The organism is Streptomyces sp. NPDC096339 (assembly GCF_044762985.1).
Lineage (GTDB): Bacteria > Actinomycetota > Actinomycetes > Streptomycetales > Streptomycetaceae > Streptomyces.
Genome location: NZ_JBIWFI010000005.1, coordinates 89,082 through 108,318, shown reverse-complemented (window position 1 = coordinate 108,318; position 19,237 = coordinate 89,082). Strand labels below are relative to the sequence as shown.

Annotated in this window: 18 protein-coding genes; 9 read left to right on the top strand and 9 right to left on the bottom strand. The window is 72.4% G+C overall.

The window, feature by feature from the left end:
• Positions 1-54 precede the first annotated feature (54 nt).
• Positions 55-1,596 carry a histidine ammonia-lyase gene (gene hutH / locus ACIQ5Y_RS10605; RefSeq protein WP_403878190.1) on the top strand — a complete coding sequence of 514 codons (1,542 nt, stop codon included), beginning with the start codon at positions 55-57 and terminating at the stop codon, positions 1,594-1,596.
• Positions 1,597-1,687: 91 nt separating this feature from the next.
• On the opposite strand, the gene ACIQ5Y_RS10600 is transcribed toward hutH, so the two are convergent.
• Positions 1,688-2,005, bottom strand: coding sequence for a hypothetical protein (locus ACIQ5Y_RS10600; RefSeq protein ID WP_403877799.1), 318 nt, complete (start codon positions 2,003-2,005; stop codon positions 1,688-1,690).
• 164 nt (positions 2,006-2,169) lie between these two features.
• On the opposite strand from ACIQ5Y_RS10600, the gene ACIQ5Y_RS10595 reads away from it, so the two are divergent.
• From ACIQ5Y_RS10595 to ACIQ5Y_RS10580, 4 genes are all read left to right on the top strand, one after another.
• Complete coding sequence (locus tag ACIQ5Y_RS10595; protein ID WP_385364200.1) at positions 2,170-2,454, top strand: hypothetical protein; 285 nt, start codon at positions 2,170-2,172, stop codon at positions 2,452-2,454.
• A gap of 133 nt (positions 2,455-2,587) precedes the next feature.
• Complete coding sequence (locus ACIQ5Y_RS10590) at positions 2,588-3,859, top strand: Ig-like domain-containing protein (RefSeq protein WP_403877796.1); 1,272 nt, start codon at positions 2,588-2,590, stop codon at positions 3,857-3,859.
• A 196-nt stretch (positions 3,860-4,055) separates the two neighbouring features.
• Complete coding sequence (locus tag ACIQ5Y_RS10585; protein ID WP_403877793.1) at positions 4,056-5,012, top strand: GNAT family N-acetyltransferase; 957 nt, start codon at positions 4,056-4,058, stop codon at positions 5,010-5,012.
• A gap of 128 nt (positions 5,013-5,140) precedes the next feature.
• On the top strand, positions 5,141-7,324 hold the full coding sequence (locus tag ACIQ5Y_RS10580) for a sulfatase-like hydrolase/transferase (RefSeq protein ID WP_403877790.1): 2,184 nt from the start codon (positions 5,141-5,143) through the stop codon (positions 7,322-7,324).
• 16 nt (positions 7,325-7,340) lie between these two features.
• Here the strand turns inward: ACIQ5Y_RS10580 and msrA are convergent, their stop codons facing one another.
• The 4 genes from msrA to ACIQ5Y_RS10560 form a co-directional block, all read right to left on the bottom strand.
• Complete coding sequence (gene msrA / locus ACIQ5Y_RS10575; RefSeq protein WP_403877787.1) at positions 7,341-8,003, bottom strand: peptide-methionine (S)-S-oxide reductase MsrA; 663 nt, start codon at positions 8,001-8,003, stop codon at positions 7,341-7,343.
• A gap of 77 nt (positions 8,004-8,080) precedes the next feature.
• Positions 8,081-9,232, bottom strand: coding sequence for a hypothetical protein (locus ACIQ5Y_RS10570; RefSeq protein ID WP_403877784.1), 1,152 nt, complete (start codon positions 9,230-9,232; stop codon positions 8,081-8,083).
• Complete coding sequence (locus ACIQ5Y_RS10565; RefSeq protein ID WP_403877781.1) at positions 9,229-10,833, bottom strand: M48 family metalloprotease; 1,605 nt, start codon at positions 10,831-10,833, stop codon at positions 9,229-9,231. The genes ACIQ5Y_RS10570 and ACIQ5Y_RS10565 overlap by 4 nt, the downstream gene beginning before the upstream one ends.
• A 182-nt stretch (positions 10,834-11,015) precedes the next feature.
• Positions 11,016-12,125, bottom strand: coding sequence for a hypothetical protein (locus ACIQ5Y_RS10560; protein WP_403877778.1), 1,110 nt, complete (start codon positions 12,123-12,125; stop codon positions 11,016-11,018).
• Positions 12,126-12,213: 88 nt separating this feature from the next.
• Here ACIQ5Y_RS10560 and ACIQ5Y_RS10555 point away from each other — a divergent pair, with 88 nt between their 5' ends.
• Positions 12,214-13,371 carry a cystathionine gamma-synthase gene (locus ACIQ5Y_RS10555; RefSeq protein WP_403877775.1) on the top strand — a complete coding sequence of 386 codons (1,158 nt, stop codon included), beginning with the start codon at positions 12,214-12,216 and terminating at the stop codon, positions 13,369-13,371.
• 252 nt (positions 13,372-13,623) lie between these two features.
• Here the strand turns inward: ACIQ5Y_RS10555 and ACIQ5Y_RS10550 are convergent, their stop codons facing one another.
• From ACIQ5Y_RS10550 to ACIQ5Y_RS10540, 3 genes are all read right to left on the bottom strand, one after another.
• Positions 13,624-13,878: a hypothetical protein gene (locus ACIQ5Y_RS10550; protein ID WP_403877772.1), complete on the bottom strand. Its 255-nt coding sequence runs from the start codon at positions 13,876-13,878 to the stop codon at positions 13,624-13,626.
• The gene (locus tag ACIQ5Y_RS10545; protein ID WP_403877769.1) at positions 13,875-14,282 is read right to left on the bottom strand and encodes a sigma factor-like helix-turn-helix DNA-binding protein; all 408 of its coding nucleotides are present in this window, start codon (positions 14,280-14,282) and stop codon (positions 13,875-13,877) included. The genes ACIQ5Y_RS10550 and ACIQ5Y_RS10545 overlap by 4 nt, the downstream gene beginning before the upstream one ends.
• A 93-nt stretch (positions 14,283-14,375) precedes the next feature.
• A complete protein-coding gene (locus ACIQ5Y_RS10540) occupies positions 14,376-14,897 on the bottom strand; it encodes a MarR family winged helix-turn-helix transcriptional regulator (protein ID WP_403877767.1) in 522 nt (173 codons plus the stop codon).
• Between the two features lie 246 nt (positions 14,898-15,143).
• On the opposite strand from ACIQ5Y_RS10540, the gene ilvA reads away from it, so the two are divergent.
• The 3 genes from ilvA to ACIQ5Y_RS10525 all read left to right on the top strand — a co-directional run bounded on the left by ilvA (position 15,144) and on the right by ACIQ5Y_RS10525 (position 18,468).
• Positions 15,144-16,376, top strand: a complete 1,233-nt coding sequence (gene ilvA, locus ACIQ5Y_RS10535; protein ID WP_403877764.1) for a threonine ammonia-lyase — start codon at positions 15,144-15,146, stop codon at positions 16,374-16,376.
• A 188-nt stretch (positions 16,377-16,564) separates the two neighbouring features.
• Complete coding sequence (locus tag ACIQ5Y_RS10530; protein WP_403877761.1) at positions 16,565-17,614, top strand: ATP-binding cassette domain-containing protein; 1,050 nt, start codon at positions 16,565-16,567, stop codon at positions 17,612-17,614.
• A complete protein-coding gene (locus ACIQ5Y_RS10525) occupies positions 17,611-18,468 on the top strand; it encodes an ABC transporter permease (protein ID WP_403877758.1) in 858 nt (285 codons plus the stop codon). Before ACIQ5Y_RS10530 ends, ACIQ5Y_RS10525 begins: the two co-directional genes overlap by 4 nt.
• An 82-nt stretch (positions 18,469-18,550) precedes the next feature.
• Here the strand turns inward: ACIQ5Y_RS10525 and greA are convergent, their stop codons facing one another.
• On the bottom strand, positions 18,551-19,048 hold the full coding sequence (gene greA, locus ACIQ5Y_RS10520) for a transcription elongation factor GreA (protein WP_376658232.1): 498 nt from the start codon (positions 19,046-19,048) through the stop codon (positions 18,551-18,553).
• Between the last annotated feature and the right edge of the window lie 189 nt (positions 19,049-19,237).

Here is a 19,237-nt window from a genome sequence, read left to right as displayed (position 1 = left end):
TGGAAGTCACTAGTGACATGGCGCGATTCAGTCCGTACGCTGCTGAATATGGATATGCACACTGTCGTGGTGGGGACGTCCGGTACCACCGCCGAGGACGTCATCGCCGTAGCCCGCGGCAACGCACGCGTCGAGCTGTCCGCGGAGGCGCTCGACGCGCTCGCCCGCGCCCGCGAGATCGTCGAGGGCCTCGCCGCCAAGCCCGAGCCCGTCTACGGCGTGTCCACCGGGTTCGGTGCACTCGCCTCCCGGCACATCAGCCCCGAGCTGCGCGCCCAGCTCCAGCGCAACATCGTCCGCTCGCACGCCGCCGGCATGGGCCCGCGCGTCGAGCGGGAGGTCGTCCGGGCGCTGATGTTCCTCCGGCTCAAGACCGTCGCCTCCGGTCACACCGGCGTGCGCCCCTCCGTCGCCCAGACCATGGCCGACATGCTCAACGCGGGCATCACGCCCGTCGTCCACGAGTACGGCTCCCTCGGCTGCTCCGGCGACCTCGCGCCGCTCTCCCACTGCGCGCTCGCGCTCATGGGCGAGGGCGACGCCGAGGGCCCGGACGGGACCGTCCGACCCGCCGGCGAGCTGCTCGCCGAAGCCGGGATCGAGCCGGTCGAGCTCCGCGAGAAGGAGGGCCTCGCCCTCCTCAACGGCACCGACGGCATGCTCGGCATGCTGGTCATGGCCCTCGCGGACCTGGCCAAGCTGTACACCTCCGCCGACATCACCGCCGCGCTGACCCTGGAGGCGCTGCTCGGCACCGAGAAGGTGCTCCAGCCCGAGCTGCACGCCATCCGCCCGCACCCCGGCCAGGGCGCCTCCGCCGCCAACATGGCCGCCGTCCTGAAGGGCTCCGGGCTCACCGGGCACTTCCAGGAGGAGTCCGCCCCGCGCGTGCAGGACGCGTACTCCGTGCGCTGCGCCCCGCAGGTGGCCGGCGCGGGCCGCGACACCATGGCGCACGCCGCCCTGGTGGCCTCCCGCGAGCTGGCCTCCGCCGTCGACAACCCGGTCGTGCTGCCCGACGGGCGCGTGGAGTCGAACGGCAACTTCCACGGCGCGCCCGTGGCCTACGTCCTGGACTTCCTGGCCATCGCCGCCGCGGATCTGGGGTCGATCGCCGAACGGCGCACCGACCGGCTCCTCGACAAGAACCGCTCGCACGGCCTGCCGCCGTTCCTCGCGGACGACGCCGGCGTGGACTCCGGTCTGATGATCGCCCAGTACACGCAGGCCGCCCTGGTCAGCGAGATGAAGCGGCTCGCGGTGCCGGCCTCCGCCGACTCGATCCCCTCCTCCGCCATGCAGGAGGACCACGTCTCGATGGGGTGGTCGGCCGCGCGCAAGCTCCGTACCGCCGTCGACAACCTGACCCGGATCATCGCGATCGAGCTGTACGCGGCCACCCGGGCCATCGAGCTGCGTCACGGGCTCACCGCGGCCCCGGCCAGCCGGGCGGCCATCGCGGCGGCCCGTGCGGCCGGTGTGGAGGGTCCCGGGCCGGATCGTTTCCTCGCCCCCGACCTGGCCGCAGCCGACGAGTTCGTCCGCAGCGGTGCCCTCGTCGCCGCCGTGGAGACGGAAACGGGTCCGCTCGCCTGACGGCGGTCCCCGCGAGGGTCCCCGCGAGCACGAGCGTGAGAGCCGCCCGGGCAACCGCCCGGGCGGCTCTTCGCGTGCGCGCTCGGGGGGTTCAGAAGGTCCGGGAGCGGCGCACGGAGAAAGTCACGAAGCCGGCCCCGACGCCGAGGAGCAGTGTGCCGCCCAGGAGGTAGGGCGTGGTGTCGACGGAGCCGGTGTCGGCGAGCGTCACGGACTCCAACTGTGGAGCCGTAGCGGAATCCCGGCGCGCGGCCGGCGGGGCCGAGCGCGGGGTGTCGGCGGCGGCCGGCGCGCCGGAGCGGCCCGTCGCGGGCCCGGGTGCGGTGGCGCCCGCGGAGGGTACGAACCACAGGGCGCCGAGGAGGGTGGTCGCTCCGAGAGCGGTGAGCAGTGGACGGCGTGCGGACACGGTGCGATCCCCCTTGCGGAAGCAGCGAATTGGCCGTGTGCGGTGATGCTACGGAAAGGGGCGGGTCGTGGGAAAGCCGGGGGTTCCGCGGGCTTACTCTCCGTCGTATGAACCCTTCTGAGACATCACGTTATGTACGGCTTCGGGTGGATTTGGTGCTGGAGGTGCCGGATTCCCAGGCACTCACCGGAGCCGCGCTCGCCCACATCGAGGCCGACGAGTTCATGCCGGACGAGGAACGCGGCCACGCCGAAGCCGCCGTACGGGAGGACGAATCGGAGGCCCTCGCCTACCTCGTCGACCCCACCGACCTGGTCGCGGAGATCCCCGGAGTGGAGCTCGCACAGGCCTCGTGGAGCAGCGAGCCCGTCGAATACGACCCCGAGTCCATGGAGTGGGACATCGACGAGGAAGATGGGGACTTCGACGAACAACCCGACAACGTCTGACCGTGCGGTTGCCCACATCCGAATGGAATGTGGAACCGATCCGCGGAGTTAGCGCGTTGTCAGGGCGAGGCAGGGGGCGACTCCCCCTGCCCGGCCCAACCCCGGGACGGCAGCCCCGGGGTTTCCGGCAACGATGGAGTGGCGTGTGAGGACGGACAGCAAGCGGCGGAGAAGGTCTCTGATGGCCATATCCGCCGTGCTCGGTGGCGTACTGGTGCTTTCGGCGTGCAACGACGGCGGGGGCGGTGACAAGCCGAACGCGAGCGAGAGCAGCAAGTCCCAGGCGGACGTCGACGCCGCGGCGGCCAAGGACGCCTCCAAGGCCAAGATCACGATCACGCCCAAGGACGGTGCCACCAACGTCGGCCTCAACGACGCGGCCAACGTCGCCGTCAGCGACGGAACGCTCACCGCGGTCGAGCTGAAGACCTCCGAGGGCACCGCCGTCTCCGGCAAGATCGCCGCCGACGGCAAGAGCTGGAAGCCCGACGCCGCCCTGAAGCGCTCGACGAAGTACGCCCTGTCGGCGACCGCGAAGGACGAGGCGGGCCGCGAGGCCCACGAGAACGCCTCGTTCACCACGCTCTCCCCGGAGAACAGCTTCGTCGGCTCGTTCATCCCGGACGACGGCCAGACGGTCGGCGTGGGCATGCCGGTCTCGATCACCTTCAACAAGCCCATCAGGGACAAGAAGGCGGTCCAGGCGGCGATCACGGTCTCCTCCAGCAGCGGCCAGGAAGTCGTCGGCCACTGGTTCAACCCGCAGCGCCTGGACTTCCGCCCGGAGAACTACTGGCAGGCGAACTCCACCGTCACGATGAAGCTCGCGCTCGAAGGCGTGCAGGGCGCGCCCGGCGTCCAGGGCGTCCAGAACAAGACCGTCACCTTCAAGATCGGCCGCAGCCAGGTCTCCACGGTCGACACGAAGACCAAGAAGATGACGGTCAACCGGGACGGCGCGGTCCTCAAGACCATCCCGATCTCGGCGGGCTCCCCGCAGAACCCGACGTACAACGGCCAGATGGTGATCTCCGAGAAGTTCAAGGAGACCCGGATGGACGGCTCGACCGTCGGCTTCAAGAACGAAGAGGGCAAGGGCGAGTACGACATCAAGGACGTCCCGCACGCGATGCGGCTGTCGACCTCCGGCACCTTCATCCACGGCAACTACTGGGGAGCGGACTCGGTCTTCGGCAGCGTCAACACCAGCCACGGCTGTGTCGGCCTGAACGACGCCAAGGGCGCGAACGACCCCGACCAGCCGGCGGCGTGGTTCTACGACAACTCGCTCATCGGCGACGTGGTCACGGTGGTCAACTCCCCGGACAAGACCATCACGCCCGACAACGGCCTCAACGGCTGGAACATGAGCTGGGCCGACTGGAAGGCGGGCTCCGCGGTCTGACGTCCGCGGCGGCACGTTCCAACTGAACCGGTACGGAAGGCGGGGACCCCAGGGGGTCCCCGCCTTTTCCGTTGCCGCTCGCCGGGCCGCCGCTCGCCGGGCCGCCGCCGCCCCCCCCCTGGACGGCCGCGGCGCGCGGCGCGCCCGGCGCGAAAACCCCTGACCTGCGGGGCAGGCGCCGGTCTAGGGTCTCGGCATGACGATCCGATCCCTCGCCGCGCCCCTGACCGACCCCGAGGTGGAGGCCTGGCTGGCGGTCGTGGCCGCCGCCGCGGCCACCGACCTGCCGCAGCTGCCGCCGCCCTCCCGCGTCGAGGTCGGCGGCCGGCTGCGCGTCGAACCGGCGCGCGGGCGCGCCGCACGGTGGGCGACCGACGACGGTACCGCCGTGGCTGGCATGGTCCTGTTCTCCGACGAGGCCAACGCGACGACCGCGTTCCTCGACGTGCTGGCCGTACACCCCGACGCCCGCCGCCGGGGCGTCGGCACGGCCCTGTGGGAGCGGGTCCGCGAGGAACTCCTCGCCGACGGCCGCACCTCGGTCTCCACGCTGGTGGACCTGGGAGGCCCGGGACAGGCGTTCGCGGAGTCCCTCGGCTTCGAGAACGTCCTGCCGATGGCCTGGTACGTACAGGACGTGGCGCAGCCGCAGCCGCAGGAGGAGCCCACGCCGGGGTACGAGCTGAAGACCTGGCACGGCCTGGCCCCGGACGACTGGGCCGGGCCGCTCGCCACGGCCCACGGCGCGATGGAGGACGCGCCCACGGGCGACGTGGACGAGCAGACGGAGACCTGGTCGGCGCGCAAGCTCCACGCGGCGCAGCAGCTGATCCTCGACCGCGGCGGCGAGCTCACCACGGTCGCGGTCGTGACCCCGGACGGAGAGGTCGCGGCCTACACGGAACTCGTCCTGCCCGATCCGGCCGGCCCGCGGGCGCTCCAGTACGACACCGTCGTCGTCCCCGCCCACCGGGGCCACGGCCTCGGCCGGACCGTCAAGCGCCACATGCAGGCGCTGGCCGCCCGGCGCCACCCGGCCCTGCGGCAGATCGCCACGACGGTCGCCGACGAGAACACCCCCATGCGCCGGGTGAACGAGGCCCTCGGCTACCGCCGCGAACGCGCCGCGGCCTACTTCCAGTTCACGCTGTAGGCAACCGCCGCCAGTCGCGCGCTTCGCGCCTGCGTCGTGTCACATGTTCTTCATGCCCCGTGCATGGCCCCGGCGGCGCCCGCTGCGGATGATCACTCCAACGCCCTTCCGCAGCCGAGGAGTTCCCGATGCCCAGTCGCCGCCACTTCCTCGCCGGATCCGCGGCGGCCGCCGGTCTCGCCGCCCTGCCGCAGCTCGCGGCGGCGGCCCCGGCGGCCCCGGAGGCGGCCGACGCCGACCCCTCGGGTCCCCCCAACCTCGTGGTGATCCTGGCCGACGACCTCGGCTACGGCGACCTGGGCGCGTACGGCCAGAAGCTGATCACCACCCCGCGCATCGACCGACTCGCCGCCGAGGGGCTCAGGTTCACCGACGCCTACTCCGCGGCCGCCGTCTGCGCACCCTCCCGCGCCGCACTCCTCACCGGCCTGCACACCGGCCACGCCGCCGTCCGCGCCAACCCGGCCGGCGGCGGCCAGGGCAGCCTCGGCGCCGGGGACACCACCTTCGCGGAGGTGCTCCGGGCGCGTGGCTACCGTACGGGCCTGTTCGGCAAGTGGGGCTTCGGCCCCGAGGCGGCGGACCAGCCCAGCCACCCCGCGGCGCGCGGCTTCGAGGAGTTCTACGGGTACATCGACCACAGCCACGCCCACGAGTACTACCCGACCTACCTCTGGCACAACGGCGCCAAGGAGACCGTCCCGGCGGGCACCTTCGCCCCCGACGCCATCGCCGAGCGAGCCCTCGCCTTCATCGACACCCACGCGACCGGCGCCGACCCCTTCCTCCTCTTCCTCGCCCCGAACCTCCCGCACGCCCCCAGCGAGATCCCCGACACGGGCGCGTACGCCGCGCAGTCCTGGACCCAGGCCAACAAGGCGCACGCGGCGCAGATCAGCCACCTCGACGCGCAGGTCGGCACGATCGTCGACCGGCTCCGCGCCCTCGGCATCGCGGAGCGCACCGTGCTCCTGATCGCCTCCGACAACGGCCCGCACGAGGAGGGCGGCGTCAACCCCGACCTCTTCGACGCCAACGGCCCGCTGCGCGGCTACAAGCGGAACCTGTACGAGGGCGGGGTGCGCGTCCCGCTGATCGCCTGGGCCCCGGGCCGGATCGCCGCGGGCACCACCAGCGCCCGCCCCACCCCGCTGTACGACGTCCTGCCCACCCTCGCCGACCTCGCGGGAGGCGCACCGGCCCCCTCGGACATCGACGGACTCTCGGCGGCCCAGGTCCTCTCGGGCCGGGGGGATCTGGCGCCGCTCCACAACCACCTGTACTGGTACCGGGACGAGCAGGGCGTCACCAGCCGCGCCAACACCCAGGACGGCGGCCGTGCGAAGCAGGTGGCCGAGGCGATCCGCAAGGACCAGTGGAAGGCCGTACGGTTCGCCCCGGCACGGGACCGCACCGTGCCGGACTCGCAATGGGCGTTCGAGCTCTACAACCTCACGACGGACCTCGCCGAGAAGAACAACGTGGCCGCGGCGAACCCGTCGGTCGTCTCGTCCCTGACCGCCCTCCTGCGCGCCTCCTGGGCGGACACGTACGCGCGGCGCGCATGGGGACTGACGGCGGTCGCGGACGCGTCGGCCGGCACCGTCACCACGACCGTCTCGAACGGCACGGCCCGCCCCTGGCCGGACGTACGCGCGACCCTCCCCGTCCCGGCCGGCTGGACGGCCACCGCCACGACACCGGCCGCCGTCGCCTCCCTGGCGCCCGGCGAGGCACTGACCACGACCTGGCGGGTGACCGCCCCCGGGGCGACGGCCGGCCGGCTCACCCCGCAGGCCACCACCGCATCCGCGCTCCGCTTCACGGCCCCCGTCAGCTACGCGCCGCTCCCGGCCCCGCCCACCCGCGACGGCTACCTCAGCGACCTGCCGTGGGTCTCGGCCGCCAACGGCTGGGGCCCGGTCGAGATCGACCGCTCCAACGGCAAGCAGGCGGCGGGCGACGGCACCCCCATCGCCTTCGGAGGCGTGACGTACGCGAAGGGCCTCGGCGTCCACGCGCCCTCGGAGATCGTCTACCACCTGGGCGGGCGCGCCTCCCGCTTCACGGCGCTCGTCGGCATCGACGACTTCTCGACGAAGCAGTCCTCGGTCGGGGCCACCCGTGCCATCGTCCGCGGCGACGGCCGCACCCTCCACACCACCGCCACCCTCACCGGCGCGGGCGGCCCGGCCCGCATCGACCTGGACGTGACGGGCATCCGCCTCCTCCACCTGGTGGTGGAGGACGCCAACGCCCGCACCTCCTACGACCACACCTCGTGGGCGCAGCCGTACGTGACGGTGGTCTGACCCCCGGCTGTCTTGGCTACTCCGCGGTGGCGACACCGATCGGGCAGCTCACGCCCGTGCCGCCGATGCCGCAGTAGCCGCCCGGGTTGCGGTCCAAATACTGCTGGTGGTACGCCTCCGCGTTCCAGAAGGGGCGGGCCGAGGCCGGGAGGACGGCCGTGGTGATCTGGCCGTAGCCCGAACCCGTCAGGACCTGCTGGTAGGCCTCGCGGGAGGCTTCCGCCGTCTTCTGGTGGGCGGGGGAGTGGGTGTAGACCGCCGAGCGGTACTGGGTGCCGACGTCGTTGCCCTGGCGGAAGCCCTGGGTGGGGTCGTGGGACTCCCAGAACAGCTTCAGGAGGGTCTCGTAGGAGACCAGCGAGGGGTCGAAGACGACCCGGACGACCTCGGTGTGGCCGGTCAGGCCCGAGCAGACCTCTTCGTACGTCGGATTCTCCGTGAAGCCGCCCTGGTAGCCGACCAGGGTGGTCCACACCCCGGGGGTCTGCCAGAACTTGCGCTCCGCGCCCCAGAAACAGCCCAGGCCGAAGTCCGCGACCTCCAGGTGCGCGGGGTACGGGCCGGCCAGCGGGTTGCCGAGGACCGTGTGGCGGTCGGGGAGCGAGAACATCGGCTCCGCGCGGCCCGTCAGGGCCTCCTCGCGGGTGGGGAGCTCGGGCGTGCGGCGGTACGAGAACATGGGTCGCCTCCTTCGGTACCCCCTCAACGGACGGAGGCGGGCCGGGATTCCCCGACCCGCCGCCGCCGGGCTCCGCGTCACGCCCCGCGCGTCACCCGGCGGACGCTGAAGTCGCGCGTCTTCAGGAAGGACGCCTTGCTCCCCGACTGGTAGAACCAGGGCTCCACGCCGCAGTACCCGTCGATGTGCCGGAACTGCTCGACGGTCTCCTCGTAGCGGTCCTGCCAGTACAGGACCCACGCCAGCATGTGGCGCAGACGGACGACCCGCCGGTCGGCCGGATCGGACGCGGCGGCGATGTCCGCGAGCGCCGTCGTCGCCGCGGCGACGATCTCCGGCTGCTTGTAGTAGACGTCCGGATCCAGATCCTCCTCGCGGTCCTCGTGCTCGAAGTACCCCCGCAGCAGGATCAGCGACAGAAGGTCCCCCGGTTCGCTCCGCTCGACCGCCTCGCGGCCGAACTCCTGCGCCAGCGTGTGCGAGCCGTACCATTTCGCGCACCAGAACTGCTGAGCCTGGATCCAGGCCGCCTGCACCTTCGGCGCGCGCTTGACGACCTGCTCCCACAGGTCGCGGAACCGCTCGTGGGAGTAGCCCAGGCCGCGTCCGATGCGCAGTTCGACGATGTAGGGCACGGGATCCGCCGGGTCCGTGACCCGCTGGGCCTCGTGCACCGCCTCCTGGGCCTTGCCGAGCGCCTGGTGGAAGAGTCGGAACTGCTCCTGCGTGGTGTGCTGCGACACCGCGGCGCCGCGCAGCTTCCACGCCAGTGTGACGGCGGCGTCGGCGTTGACCGCTGCCGCGGTGGGGTCGCCCGGTCGGGCCGCCCGCCAGGCCAGCAGCCAGGCGTCGTCTTCGGCGGCCTCTTCGCCCAGCACGCCGACGCGGTGGAGGCGCTCCTCCCAGTCGTGTCCTGTCTCGGCGATCCAGTCCGCGCCTGCCTGCCAGTCCCCGGAGCGGACCGCGGTGACGGCCGCCGCTTGGTCGGCGGGCTCCGGCATCAGGCTCTCGGTGTCGATCTCATCGCCCGGTACGAAGCCCAGCGCGACGATCTCCGCCGCCGCGGCCGCCTCGTCGTCGGCGGTTCGCGCCCGGATCGCCTCGGTGCTCGCGTTCAGCCGGTCGGTCTCCGCCTCCAGCCGCTTCGCCTTGCGGAGGAAGTAGACGCCGCGCAGGATCTTGAAGGCGCCGAACAGCAGCATGGCGCCCAGGATGTAGAGGCCGATCACGGGGCAAGCACCAGCTTTCGCAGGGCTTCGGTGTCGGCCTGGTCCGCGACGGCCGCGTCCAGAGCCAGGTCGAGCTGCTCCTCGAAGCCGTCGGCGGGGTAGCGCAGGGTGGCCGACTCGGACCAGGACAGCTGCCAGCGGGCGGCACCGCGGGCCGTCAGCTCCACCGTGACCAGCTGGTTCACGGCCCGCCGCAGCACCGGGCGGGAGAACTCGCGGGCCGCGCGGCCCGTCGCGGCCGCCGCCTGCTCGGACTTCGGGAACCGGTCGGCGATCCGCCAGCGCACCGCCGGGTCGGCGTCGATCGCGTCGAGCAGGGCCGCGAGACCGGGGCCCGCGCCCTCGGCGGCCAGGGCCTCGCGGATGTTCTCCGCGCCCCGGGCGACGTACAGGGTCATCGACTCGTGGACCAGGTCCTCCCAGTCCAGCCGCTTCAGCGCGAGCGCCTCGGGGGTGAGCACCGCCTGCTCCAGCGCGGCCAGCGCGGTGTCCGCGTCGGCCAGCAGGTCCAAGGCGGGGCGGGCGCTCTGCCGGCCGCGGCCGTCGTCGGGCAGGGCCTCGATCGTGGCCACGCGTTCGGCGAGCGCGGGGTGGGAGTCGTACGGGGAGGTGGGCTCCGTGGACAGCTCCCGGCGCATCTCCTCCAGCTCGGCCTGACGGGCGTCGAGGAGCCGGCGCAGACCGCCGAAGACCTCACCGGGGCGGGGCAGCAGACCGGCGTCGACGCCGAGGGTGGCGTACGAGCCCATGTAGAAGCCGTGCGCCGAGTCGAGGGCGTTGATCTCGCGCAGCGCCGACGCGGCGGCGTCGCGTCCGGCGACCCGGACCGAGGCCAGGTCGGCGGCGAGCTCCTGGCGGCGGGAGGTGGTGAGGGTGGCACGCATGTAGAAGTTGCCGTACGCCGTGTAGATCCTGGCCATGCCGCGGTACGTCGCACCCAGGCCCGGGGTGTCGACCATCGTGACCCTCTTGCCCTTGGCCCTCCGCTTGGCGGCGTGCCGCTCCTGCCTGGCGCGCTCCTTGGCCTGCTTGTCGGCGGAACGCTCGTGGAAGTGGGCGACGGTACGGATCAGTTGGGCGCGGCCGCGGGCGATCAGAGGGGTGAGGCGGGTGTCGAAGTTGGCGTAGTGCCCCATCTCGTGGGCGAGCACGGCGCGCAACTGCATCTCGTCCAGGCCCATCATCAGCGGCAGGCCGAGGTAGAGGCGGCGGGTGCCGGGCCGCAGGCCGCCCAGCGAGGAATCCTCGCTGACGGCCGCGTTCACGTCCTCGATCAGGATGATCTCGTCGGGTGCGCGGGTGCCGACCTGCCGGGCGACGTCGTGCACGACGTCCCACAGCGCGGGCTCCTGGGCCCGGGTGACGCTCAGGGTGATGCCGGCCTGCGGCTCCTCCTTGGGCATGCGCAGCATGAACAGGCCGCGCACGATCGGGATCGCGAGGACGACGGAGAAGACGGTGATCTTGCCGGCGGTCGCGTGCCCGCCGGCCGCGAAGGCGGCGTAGTCGATGCCGGCCAGGGCGACGAGCAGGAAGACGCCGAGCAGGTAGAACCCTGCGAGCAGGACGAGGGCGCGCAGAGCGCGCAGCGAAGCGCCCATGTGGACAGATCCCCCCGGGACGAGGTGCGGTGGTGCGGTGCGGATCCGCATCATGCGGCCCGATGGTCACTTACGGCAACCTCATTGGCCGAACGGTTTCCGCTGGTGGGGCGGCTGTCGCGGGCCCGGCCCCGGCTCCGCCCCGGTGCCGGGCCCGCGTGGGAGTGCCGTGCGGCCCGCCCCTACCGGGGAAGCGTCGCCGGGGAGCCGCCGTTCGCCTCGTAGCCCGCCACGGCCAGGGCGCGGAAGACCGCGTAGTGCGCCGCCGGGTCCGGCGAGGCCGACCAGGGCAGGGCGCCCACGTAGCCGTCCACGTGCCGTACCTGCTCCATCGCCTCCGCCCAGCGTTCCATGTTCACCAGGAACAGCAGCAGCAGGTGCCGTACGTGCGCCGACATCGGGTCGTCCGGCCGCGCCGTGTGCACCGCGTACAGCGCACCCTCCACGGCCCGCGTCACCACCGCGCTCTGGTGGAAACCGCCGGTCAGGACCACGTCCGGGAGGTTCTCGTACACCGAGAACAGCGGCAGCGCCGCCAGCAGCGAGCCCTGCGGGGCGCGGGCCGCCGCCGCGTGCGCGAACGCGTCCGCCTTCTCCCGCGAGCCGTGCCACTTCTCGCACCAGTAGTGCAGCGCCGCCAGGTGCGCGCCCATGTGCGCCGGCGCCCGGTCGATGACCTTCGCCCACAGCTCGTCGAACTCGGCCTCCGAGTAGCCCAGGCCCCGCGCGATCGCCAGCTCCGTGATGTACGGGACCGGGTCGCCCGGCGCGAGCAGCGCGGCCTTGCGGCACGCCTCCCGGGCCTCCTCCAGGATGATCCGGTGGTCGTCGGAGCCGACCCCGCCCGAGGCCCGCCACGCCTGCTGCACCAGCAGCTCCGCGTGCACCTGCGCGCCGCCCGCGTCCTTCTCCGCCTCCAGCCGCCAGCCCTTCAGCCACCGCGCGCCCACACCGGGCTGCTGCGCGAGCTCCAGCGCCGCGGCCCCGCCCAGGGACTGCACGCGCTGCCAGCGCTGCTCGCCCTCCACCGGGGTCCCGGCGAGCAGCTGGGAGGCGGCCTGCCACTGGCCGGTGCGCTGCACGTTGTCGAGGGCGTCCATCAGGTCCTGGTCGGGCCCGGGGATGCGGACGTCGAGGTCCTCCTGCCGGTCGAATCCGTAGTTCGCCGGGTCGGCCGCGTCAGCGCTGCCCGGATCGACGAGGCGCAAGCCGCCGCCCCGCTTGCGCCGTACGTACACAGCGACGACGACCCCGAGCCAGCCGACCGCGAACAGGAACCACAGAATCTCCATGCCACAAGCGAACCAGACCGACATGGCCGGATGCCAACAGGGGGCTGACCCCCGGGCCGCACACGGCGCCGGGGCATAGCATCTGACCATGAGCGACGACAGCCACGAGCACCAGAGCTTCGAGACCCGCGCGATCCACGCGGGCAACACGGCGGACCCGCTGACCGGCGCGGTCGTACCCCCCATCTACCAGGTTTCCACGTACAAGCAGGACGGCGTCGGCGGACTGCGCGGCGGCTACGAGTACAGCCGCAGCGCCAACCCGACCCGCACCGCGCTGGAGGAGAACCTCGCCGCGCTGGAAGGCGGCCGGCGCGGACTCGCCTTCGCCTCCGGACTCGCCGCGGAGGACTGCCTGCTGCGTACGCTGCTCTCCCCGGGCGACCACGTGGTCATCCCGAACGACGCGTACGGCGGCACCTTCCGCCTCTTCGCGAAGGTCGTCTCCCGCTGGGGCGTGGAGTGGTCGGTGGCCGACACCTCCGACGCGGAGTCCGTGCGCGCGGCCCTCACCCCGAAGACCAAGGTCATCTGGGTGGAGACCCCCTCCAACCCGCTGCTCGGCATCACCGACATCGCGGTCGTCGCCGACATCGCGCGGACGGCCGGCGCCAAGCTGGTCGTGGACAACACCTTCGCCTCCCCCTACCTCCAGCAGCCCCTCGCGCTCGGCGCGGACGTGGTCGTGCACTCGCTGACGAAGTACATGGGCGGGCACTCGGACGTCGTCGGCGGCGCGCTGGTCACCGCGGACGCGGCGCTCGGCGAGGAACTGGCCTACCACCAGAACGCGATGGGCGCGGTGGCCGGGCCGTTCGACTCCTGGGTCGTGCTGCGCGGCATCAAGACCCTCGCGGTGCGCATGGACCGGCACGCGGAGAACGCCGCGAAGATCGTCGAGGTGCTCCAGCGCCACCCGAAGGTCACCAAGGTCCTCTACCCGGGCCTGCCCGAGCACCCGGGCCACGAGATCGCCGCCAAGCAGATGCGCAACTTCGGCGGCATGGTCTCCTTCCAGGTCGCCGGCGGCGAGGAAGAGGCCGTCGCGGTCTGCGGCCGCACCAAGATCTTCACGCTGGCCGAGTCCCTGGGCGGCGTCGAGTCCCTCATCGAGCACCCGGGACGCATGACCCACGCCTCGGTGGCCGGTTCGGCCCTCGAGGTCCCGGCGGACCTGATCCGCGTCTCGGTCGGCATCGAGAACGCCGACGACCTGATCGCGGACCTGACCCAGGCCCTGGGCTGACGCCCCGCACCCCCTGCCGGGCTCTGCCCGGGCCCGGTGGGGGAGTGCGGTGCCGGTGCCGCGCCGGTTGACGTGCCGGGTGCGGCGCCGTTGCCGGGGGCCCTGCCCCCGGACCCCCGCGCCTCGAACGCCGGCGAGGCTGGATTGCCGATGCCGAATCCCAGCCCCGCCGGCGTTTGAGGCGCGGGGTACGGGGCGGAGCCCCGGATCCTTGAGCCGCGCCCGGCAGGCGGTGGCGGCCACCCCGCAGGGTCACCAGCGTTCCAGGGGTGGGGAGATGCCGCTCGGGGGTACAGCCCACGGGCGGGTCAGGGCGGCCCAGACACAGAAGGCGGCCACCGCCGCCAGGAGGACGGCCCAGCCGATGCGCCGAAGGGTCCGACGCCGGCGCAGGATGCGGCTCCCGCGCGCCGCCGCGCCCGCGGCGAGGCCCGGCGGGACCACCGGGTACGGGCCCTCCAGCAGGCGCCGCACCCGGACCTCCTTGCGTTCCGGCAGGCCGCTCACCGCAGCTCCGCCACGGCCCGGTTGCACACCGCGCGGACCCGTTCCGGCGTCAGCCCCAGCTGCGCCGCGGTGACCTCCTCCGCGACCCCTTCGTAGATCCGCAGTACCAGTACGAGCCGCTCCAGCGGGCTCAGCCGGGCCAGCAGTCCGGTGCCCCGAAGGTGACGCCGCCCGGTGCGGGCGAACGCGGTGCACAGTTCCCGGCGGGTGAAGTCGTACGGGTCGTCCCCGCGTACCCGCCGCCAGTCGGCGTACGTGCGGGCCAGCGCGCCCGCCAGCAGCCGGCGGGCCGCCTCCGGTTCACCGGTCAGCAGGATCGCGACGTGCAGGAGCCGCCCCGCCGCGCCCGCGACGAAGGCCTCGAACTCCACGTAGGGGCCCAAGCGTTGCTCCACCGCCCGCATGGTTCACATAGTGCGGGCAGCGGGACCGTCGAGGTCAAGGGTTCTGACGTACCCCGGTCGCGAGCTCGGGCAGGAGGCCGGTCGGGAGGCCGGTCAGGAGGCCGGGCCGGCGTCGGCGACGGCGGCCATCAGCTCGGACAGCGACAGGTTGAAGCGGGTCAGCAGCGCCGTGAACGACTCGCGTTCTCCCTCGCTCCACCCCTCCGTGACCCGCGCCATCAGCTCGCGCCGCGAGGAGCGGACCTCCTCCAGCCGCGTCAGCCCCCGCGGGGACAGCGCGAGGACCACGGCCCGCCCGTCCTCCGGGTGCGAAGTCCGCTTGACCAGGCCGCTGTCGACGAGCGGCGCGACCTGACGGGTGACCGTGGAGGAGTCGATGCCCATGCCTCCGGCGAGCGCCTTGACGCCCATCGGGCCTTCCAGGTCGAGCCGGTTCAGCAGCAGGTACGCGGCCCGGTCCATGGAGTTGCGGGCCTGGCCGACGCCGCCCAGGCGGGTCTGCTCGGCGCGGCGCGCGAAGACGGCGACCTGGTGCTGGAGCGCGTCGAGGAGACCCGCTCCGGCGGGCGCGTCCGGCGCCGCGGGCAGGTCGGAATTGGCCGGGTAGGAAGGCATGGCCGTGGGCTCTCTTCGCGTGGGTCCGACAAGGATGGGGGACAGAGTACGCGGCCGTGCGGCGGCTCGTACGCCCCGTACGAGAACTGATACGGCCGGTCCCGGACGACCGCCCGGAGCCGTCCCGGATGGCGAGATTTCGCCCCTTGTCGGGAGCCCCTCGTCGCGGGCCCCTTTCCGGGAGTCCTTCGGGGAGCGGCGCGCGCACCCTGAGCCGGGCCGCCCCCGGACTGGGAGACTGGCGGCATGAACTACCGAGTGCCCCGTCCCGTTCCGCAGGTCATCCTCGACGACGTCCGCGGAGCCCAGAAGATGCTGTCCGGCGTCTCCCGGATCACCCCGATGGAGGGCAGCCGGTACCTCTCCTCCCTCACGCACTCCCCGGTCCACCTCAAGTGCGAGAACCTCCAGCGCACCGGCTCCTTCAAGCTGCGCGGCGCGTACGTGCGCATCGCGGGCCTGCGCCCCGAGCAGCGGGCGGCCGGTGTCGTGGCGGCCAGCGCCGGCAACCACGCGCAGGGCGTGGCGCTGGCCTCCTCCCTGCTCGGGGTGCGCTCGACGGTGTTCATGCCGGTCGGGGCGCCGCTGCCCAAGGTGGCCGCGACGCGGGAGTACGGCGCGGAGGTGCGCCTGCACGGGCAGGTCGTCGACGAGACCCTCGCGGCCGCCCAGGACCACGCGGAGCGCACGGGGGCGGTGTTCATCCACCCCTTCGACCACCGCGACATCATCGCGGGCCAGGGCACGGTGGGCCTGGAGATCCTGGAGCAGTGCCCGGAGGTGCGGACCATCCTCGTCGGCATCGGGGGCGGCGGTCTCGCGGCCGGTGTCGCGGTGGCGGTGAAGGCGCTGCGGCCCGATGTGAGGGTCATCGGCGTCCAGGCGGCGGGCGCGGCCGCGTACCCGCCCTCGCTGCTGGTCGGGCATCCGGTGTCCATCGACAACCCGACGACGATGGCGGACGGGATCAAGGTCGGCCGCCCGGGGGACGTCCCCTTCAAAATCATTGGCGAGCTCCTCGACGACGTGCGTACGGTCTCGGAGGACGCGCTCTCCAGTGCCCTGCTCCTCTGTCTGGAGCGGGCGAAGCTGGTGGTCGAGCCGGCCGGGTGCAGTCCGGTGGCCGCGCTGCTGAGCGAACCCGAACGGTACGACGACGGGCCGGTGGTGGCCGTCCTGTCCGGCGGGAACGTCGATCCGCTGCTGCTCCAGAGGATCCTGCGGCACGGCATGGCCGCGGCGGGCCGGTACCTGTCGCTGCGGCTGCGGGTGGCCGACAGGCCGGGGGCCCTGGCCGGGCTCCTGGGGGTGTTGTCGGTGGTGGATGCGAACGTGTTGGACGTGAGCCACGTGCGGACGGACCCGCGGCTGGGCCTCACGGAGGTGGAGGTGGAGCTGCAGCTGGAGACGAAGGGCCCGGAGCACTGCGCGGAGGTCGCGCGCTCGCTGCACAGCGCCGGTTACAAGGTGATGAGCTAGCGGACGCCACAACCGCCTGCCGTACGCGATATAACGCGATAACGTGTGCCCGGGTGAACGGGGATTCACCCGTTCGGCCGGGCGAAGTCCGCCCGGCGCCCATATGATCTGCGTACCAATGCGCTGATTGCACCGATAGCACCGATAGCACTGATTCTGCTGGCCCGAATTGCACTGGGAGAATCCGTATGCCAGGCGCCATCTACGCCGAAGGTCTCATCAAGACCTTCGGTGATGTACGGGCTCTGGACGGCGTGGACCTCGATGTCCCCGAAGGCACCGTCCTGGGTCTGCTCGGCCCGAACGGCGCGGGCAAGACCACGACCGTACGCGTCCTGACCACCCTCCTCCGGCCCGACAGCGGCAAGGCCGTCGTCGCCGGGATCGACGTACTCAAACACCCCAACGAGGTCCGGCGGGCCATCGGGCTCTCCGGCCAGTTCGCCGCCGTCGACGAATACCTCACCGGCCGCGAGAACCTCCACATGGTCGGCCGGCTCTACCAGATGAAGGCCAAGGCCGCGAAGGCCCGGGCCGAGGAACTGCTCGAACGCTTCCACCTCTCCGACGCGGCCGACCGCCCCGCGAAGACCTACTCCGGCGGCATGCGCCGACGGCTCGACCTCGCCGCCGCCCTCGTCGTCAGCCCGCCCGTGATGTTCATGGACGAGCCGACCACCGGCCTCGACCCCCGCAACCGGCAGCGGCTGTGGGCGATCATCAAGGAACTGGTCGCGGGCGGCACCACCCTGCTCCTCACCACCCAGTACCTGGAGGAGGCCGACCACCTCGCGCACGACATCTGCGTCGTCGACCACGGCAAGGTCATCGCCCGCGGTACGTCCGACCAGCTCAAGGCCCGTACCGGAGGCGAGCGCGTGGAGGTCGTGGTCCACGAACGCGACCACATCGCCACCGCCCGAGAGGTCCTCGCCGCCTTCGGGAAGGGCGAGACCACGGTCGAGGACCACACCCGCAAGCTGACCGTGCCGGTCTCCGGCGGCGCCAAGCTGCTGGCCGAGGTCATCCGCGAACTCGACGGCCGGGGCATCGAGATCGACGACATCGGCCTGCGCCGCCCCACCCTCGACGACGTGTTCATATCCCTGACCGGCCACGCCGCCGAACGCGAGGCGGGCGAGAACGGCGAAGACGGCGGCGACGAGAGCGGCGGTGGTCCCGCGGCCGGGGCGGCCAACGGACGCAACGCGGCGGCACGGAAGGAGATGGCGAAGTGACCCTGACCTCCCGGACGCCGGAGTCGGCCGTACCCCGCCCCCGCGGCGGCGTCGTCCAGAGCGCGGCCGACTCCCTGGTGATCGCCAAGCGGAACCTGATCCGCATGTCCCGGATCCCCGAGATGATCATCTTCGGGCTGATCCAGCCGGTCATGTTCGTCGTGCTCTTCAGCTACGTCTTCGGCGGCTCGATCAGCGTCGGGGGCAGCACCTCGCCCCAGGCCTACCGCGAGTTCCTCATGGCGGGCATCTTCGCCCAGACCGTCACCTTCGCCACCGCGGGCGCCGGCGCGGGCATCGCGGACGACATGCACAAGGGCCTCATCGACCGCTTCCGCTCCCTGCCCATGGCCCGCGGCGCGGTCCTGACCGGGCGCACGCTCGCCGACCTCGTCCAGACCACGGTCACCCTGGTCGTCCTCGCCGTCGTCGCGCTGCTCGTCGGCTGGCGCACCCACACCAGCTTCGGAGAGGTCCTCGCCGGCTTCGCCCTGCTGCTCCTGCTCGGCTACGCCTTCTCCTGGATCGGCGCCCTGATCGGCCTGTCGGTGCGCACCCCGGAGGCCGCCACCTCGGGCGGGCTGATCTGGCTGTTCCCGCTGACGTTCATCTCGAACGCCTTCGTGCCGTCCGAGAACATGCCGTCCTTCCTCCAGACCATCGCCGAGTGGAACCCGTTCAGCGCCACGGTCCAGGCCGCCCGCGTGCTCTTCGGCAACCTCCCGGAGGGCTACCCGGTCCCCGACGCCTGGCCCATGCAGCACCCGGTGATCGCCTCGATCCTCTGGTCGGTGCTGATCATCGTGGTCTTCCGCACCCTGGCGGTCCGCAAGTACCGCTCGGCGACGGCATAGGCCCGTACCGCACGCGAGAACGCCGATGCCCGGCCGGAACGGTCAGCTGTCCGGCCGGGCATCGGCGTTCGTGCGAGGGTGATCAGCCGGTGAAGGGCTTGACGTCGAGGATCTTGACCGACGCCTTCTTGCCGTTCGGCAGCTCGTACTCGGCGTCCTCGCCGACGGCCTTGCCCATGACACCGCTGCCCAGCGGGGACTGCGGGGAGTACGTCTCGAAGTCCGCGGACGCGTACTCGCGCGACGCCAGCAGGAACTCCATCGTGTCGTCCTCGTCGCCGTCGAAGGCGATCTTCACGACGGTGCCGGGGGCCACCACGCCGTCGGACGCCGGCGCCGTCCCGACCTTGGCGTTCTCCAGGAGCTGCGTGAGCTGGCGGACGCGCAGTTCCTGCTTGCCCTGCTCCTCCTTGGCCGCGTGGTAACCGCCGTTCTCGCGCAGGTCGCCCTCCTCGCGGGCGGCTGCGATCTTCGTGGCGATCTCCGTGCGTGCGGGACCAGAGAGGTAGTCCAGCTCTGCCTTCAGCTGGTCGTACGCCGCCTGGGTCAGCCAGGTGACGCTCTCGCTCGTCTGGGTCACGGGTGCTCCTCGTCGGTACAGGGGACTACATAGCCGCCAGCGGCGGGCGAAACCACGAGCCTAACAATTCGGGAAGAAAAGGGGGAGGACCCGAGCGTCCGTGATGTCCGGGCCGTCCACTTCCAGGATGACCCAGCCGGGCACGGCGGACGAGCCCCGGCGGGCGGGCTCGGCGGACGAGCCCGGTGT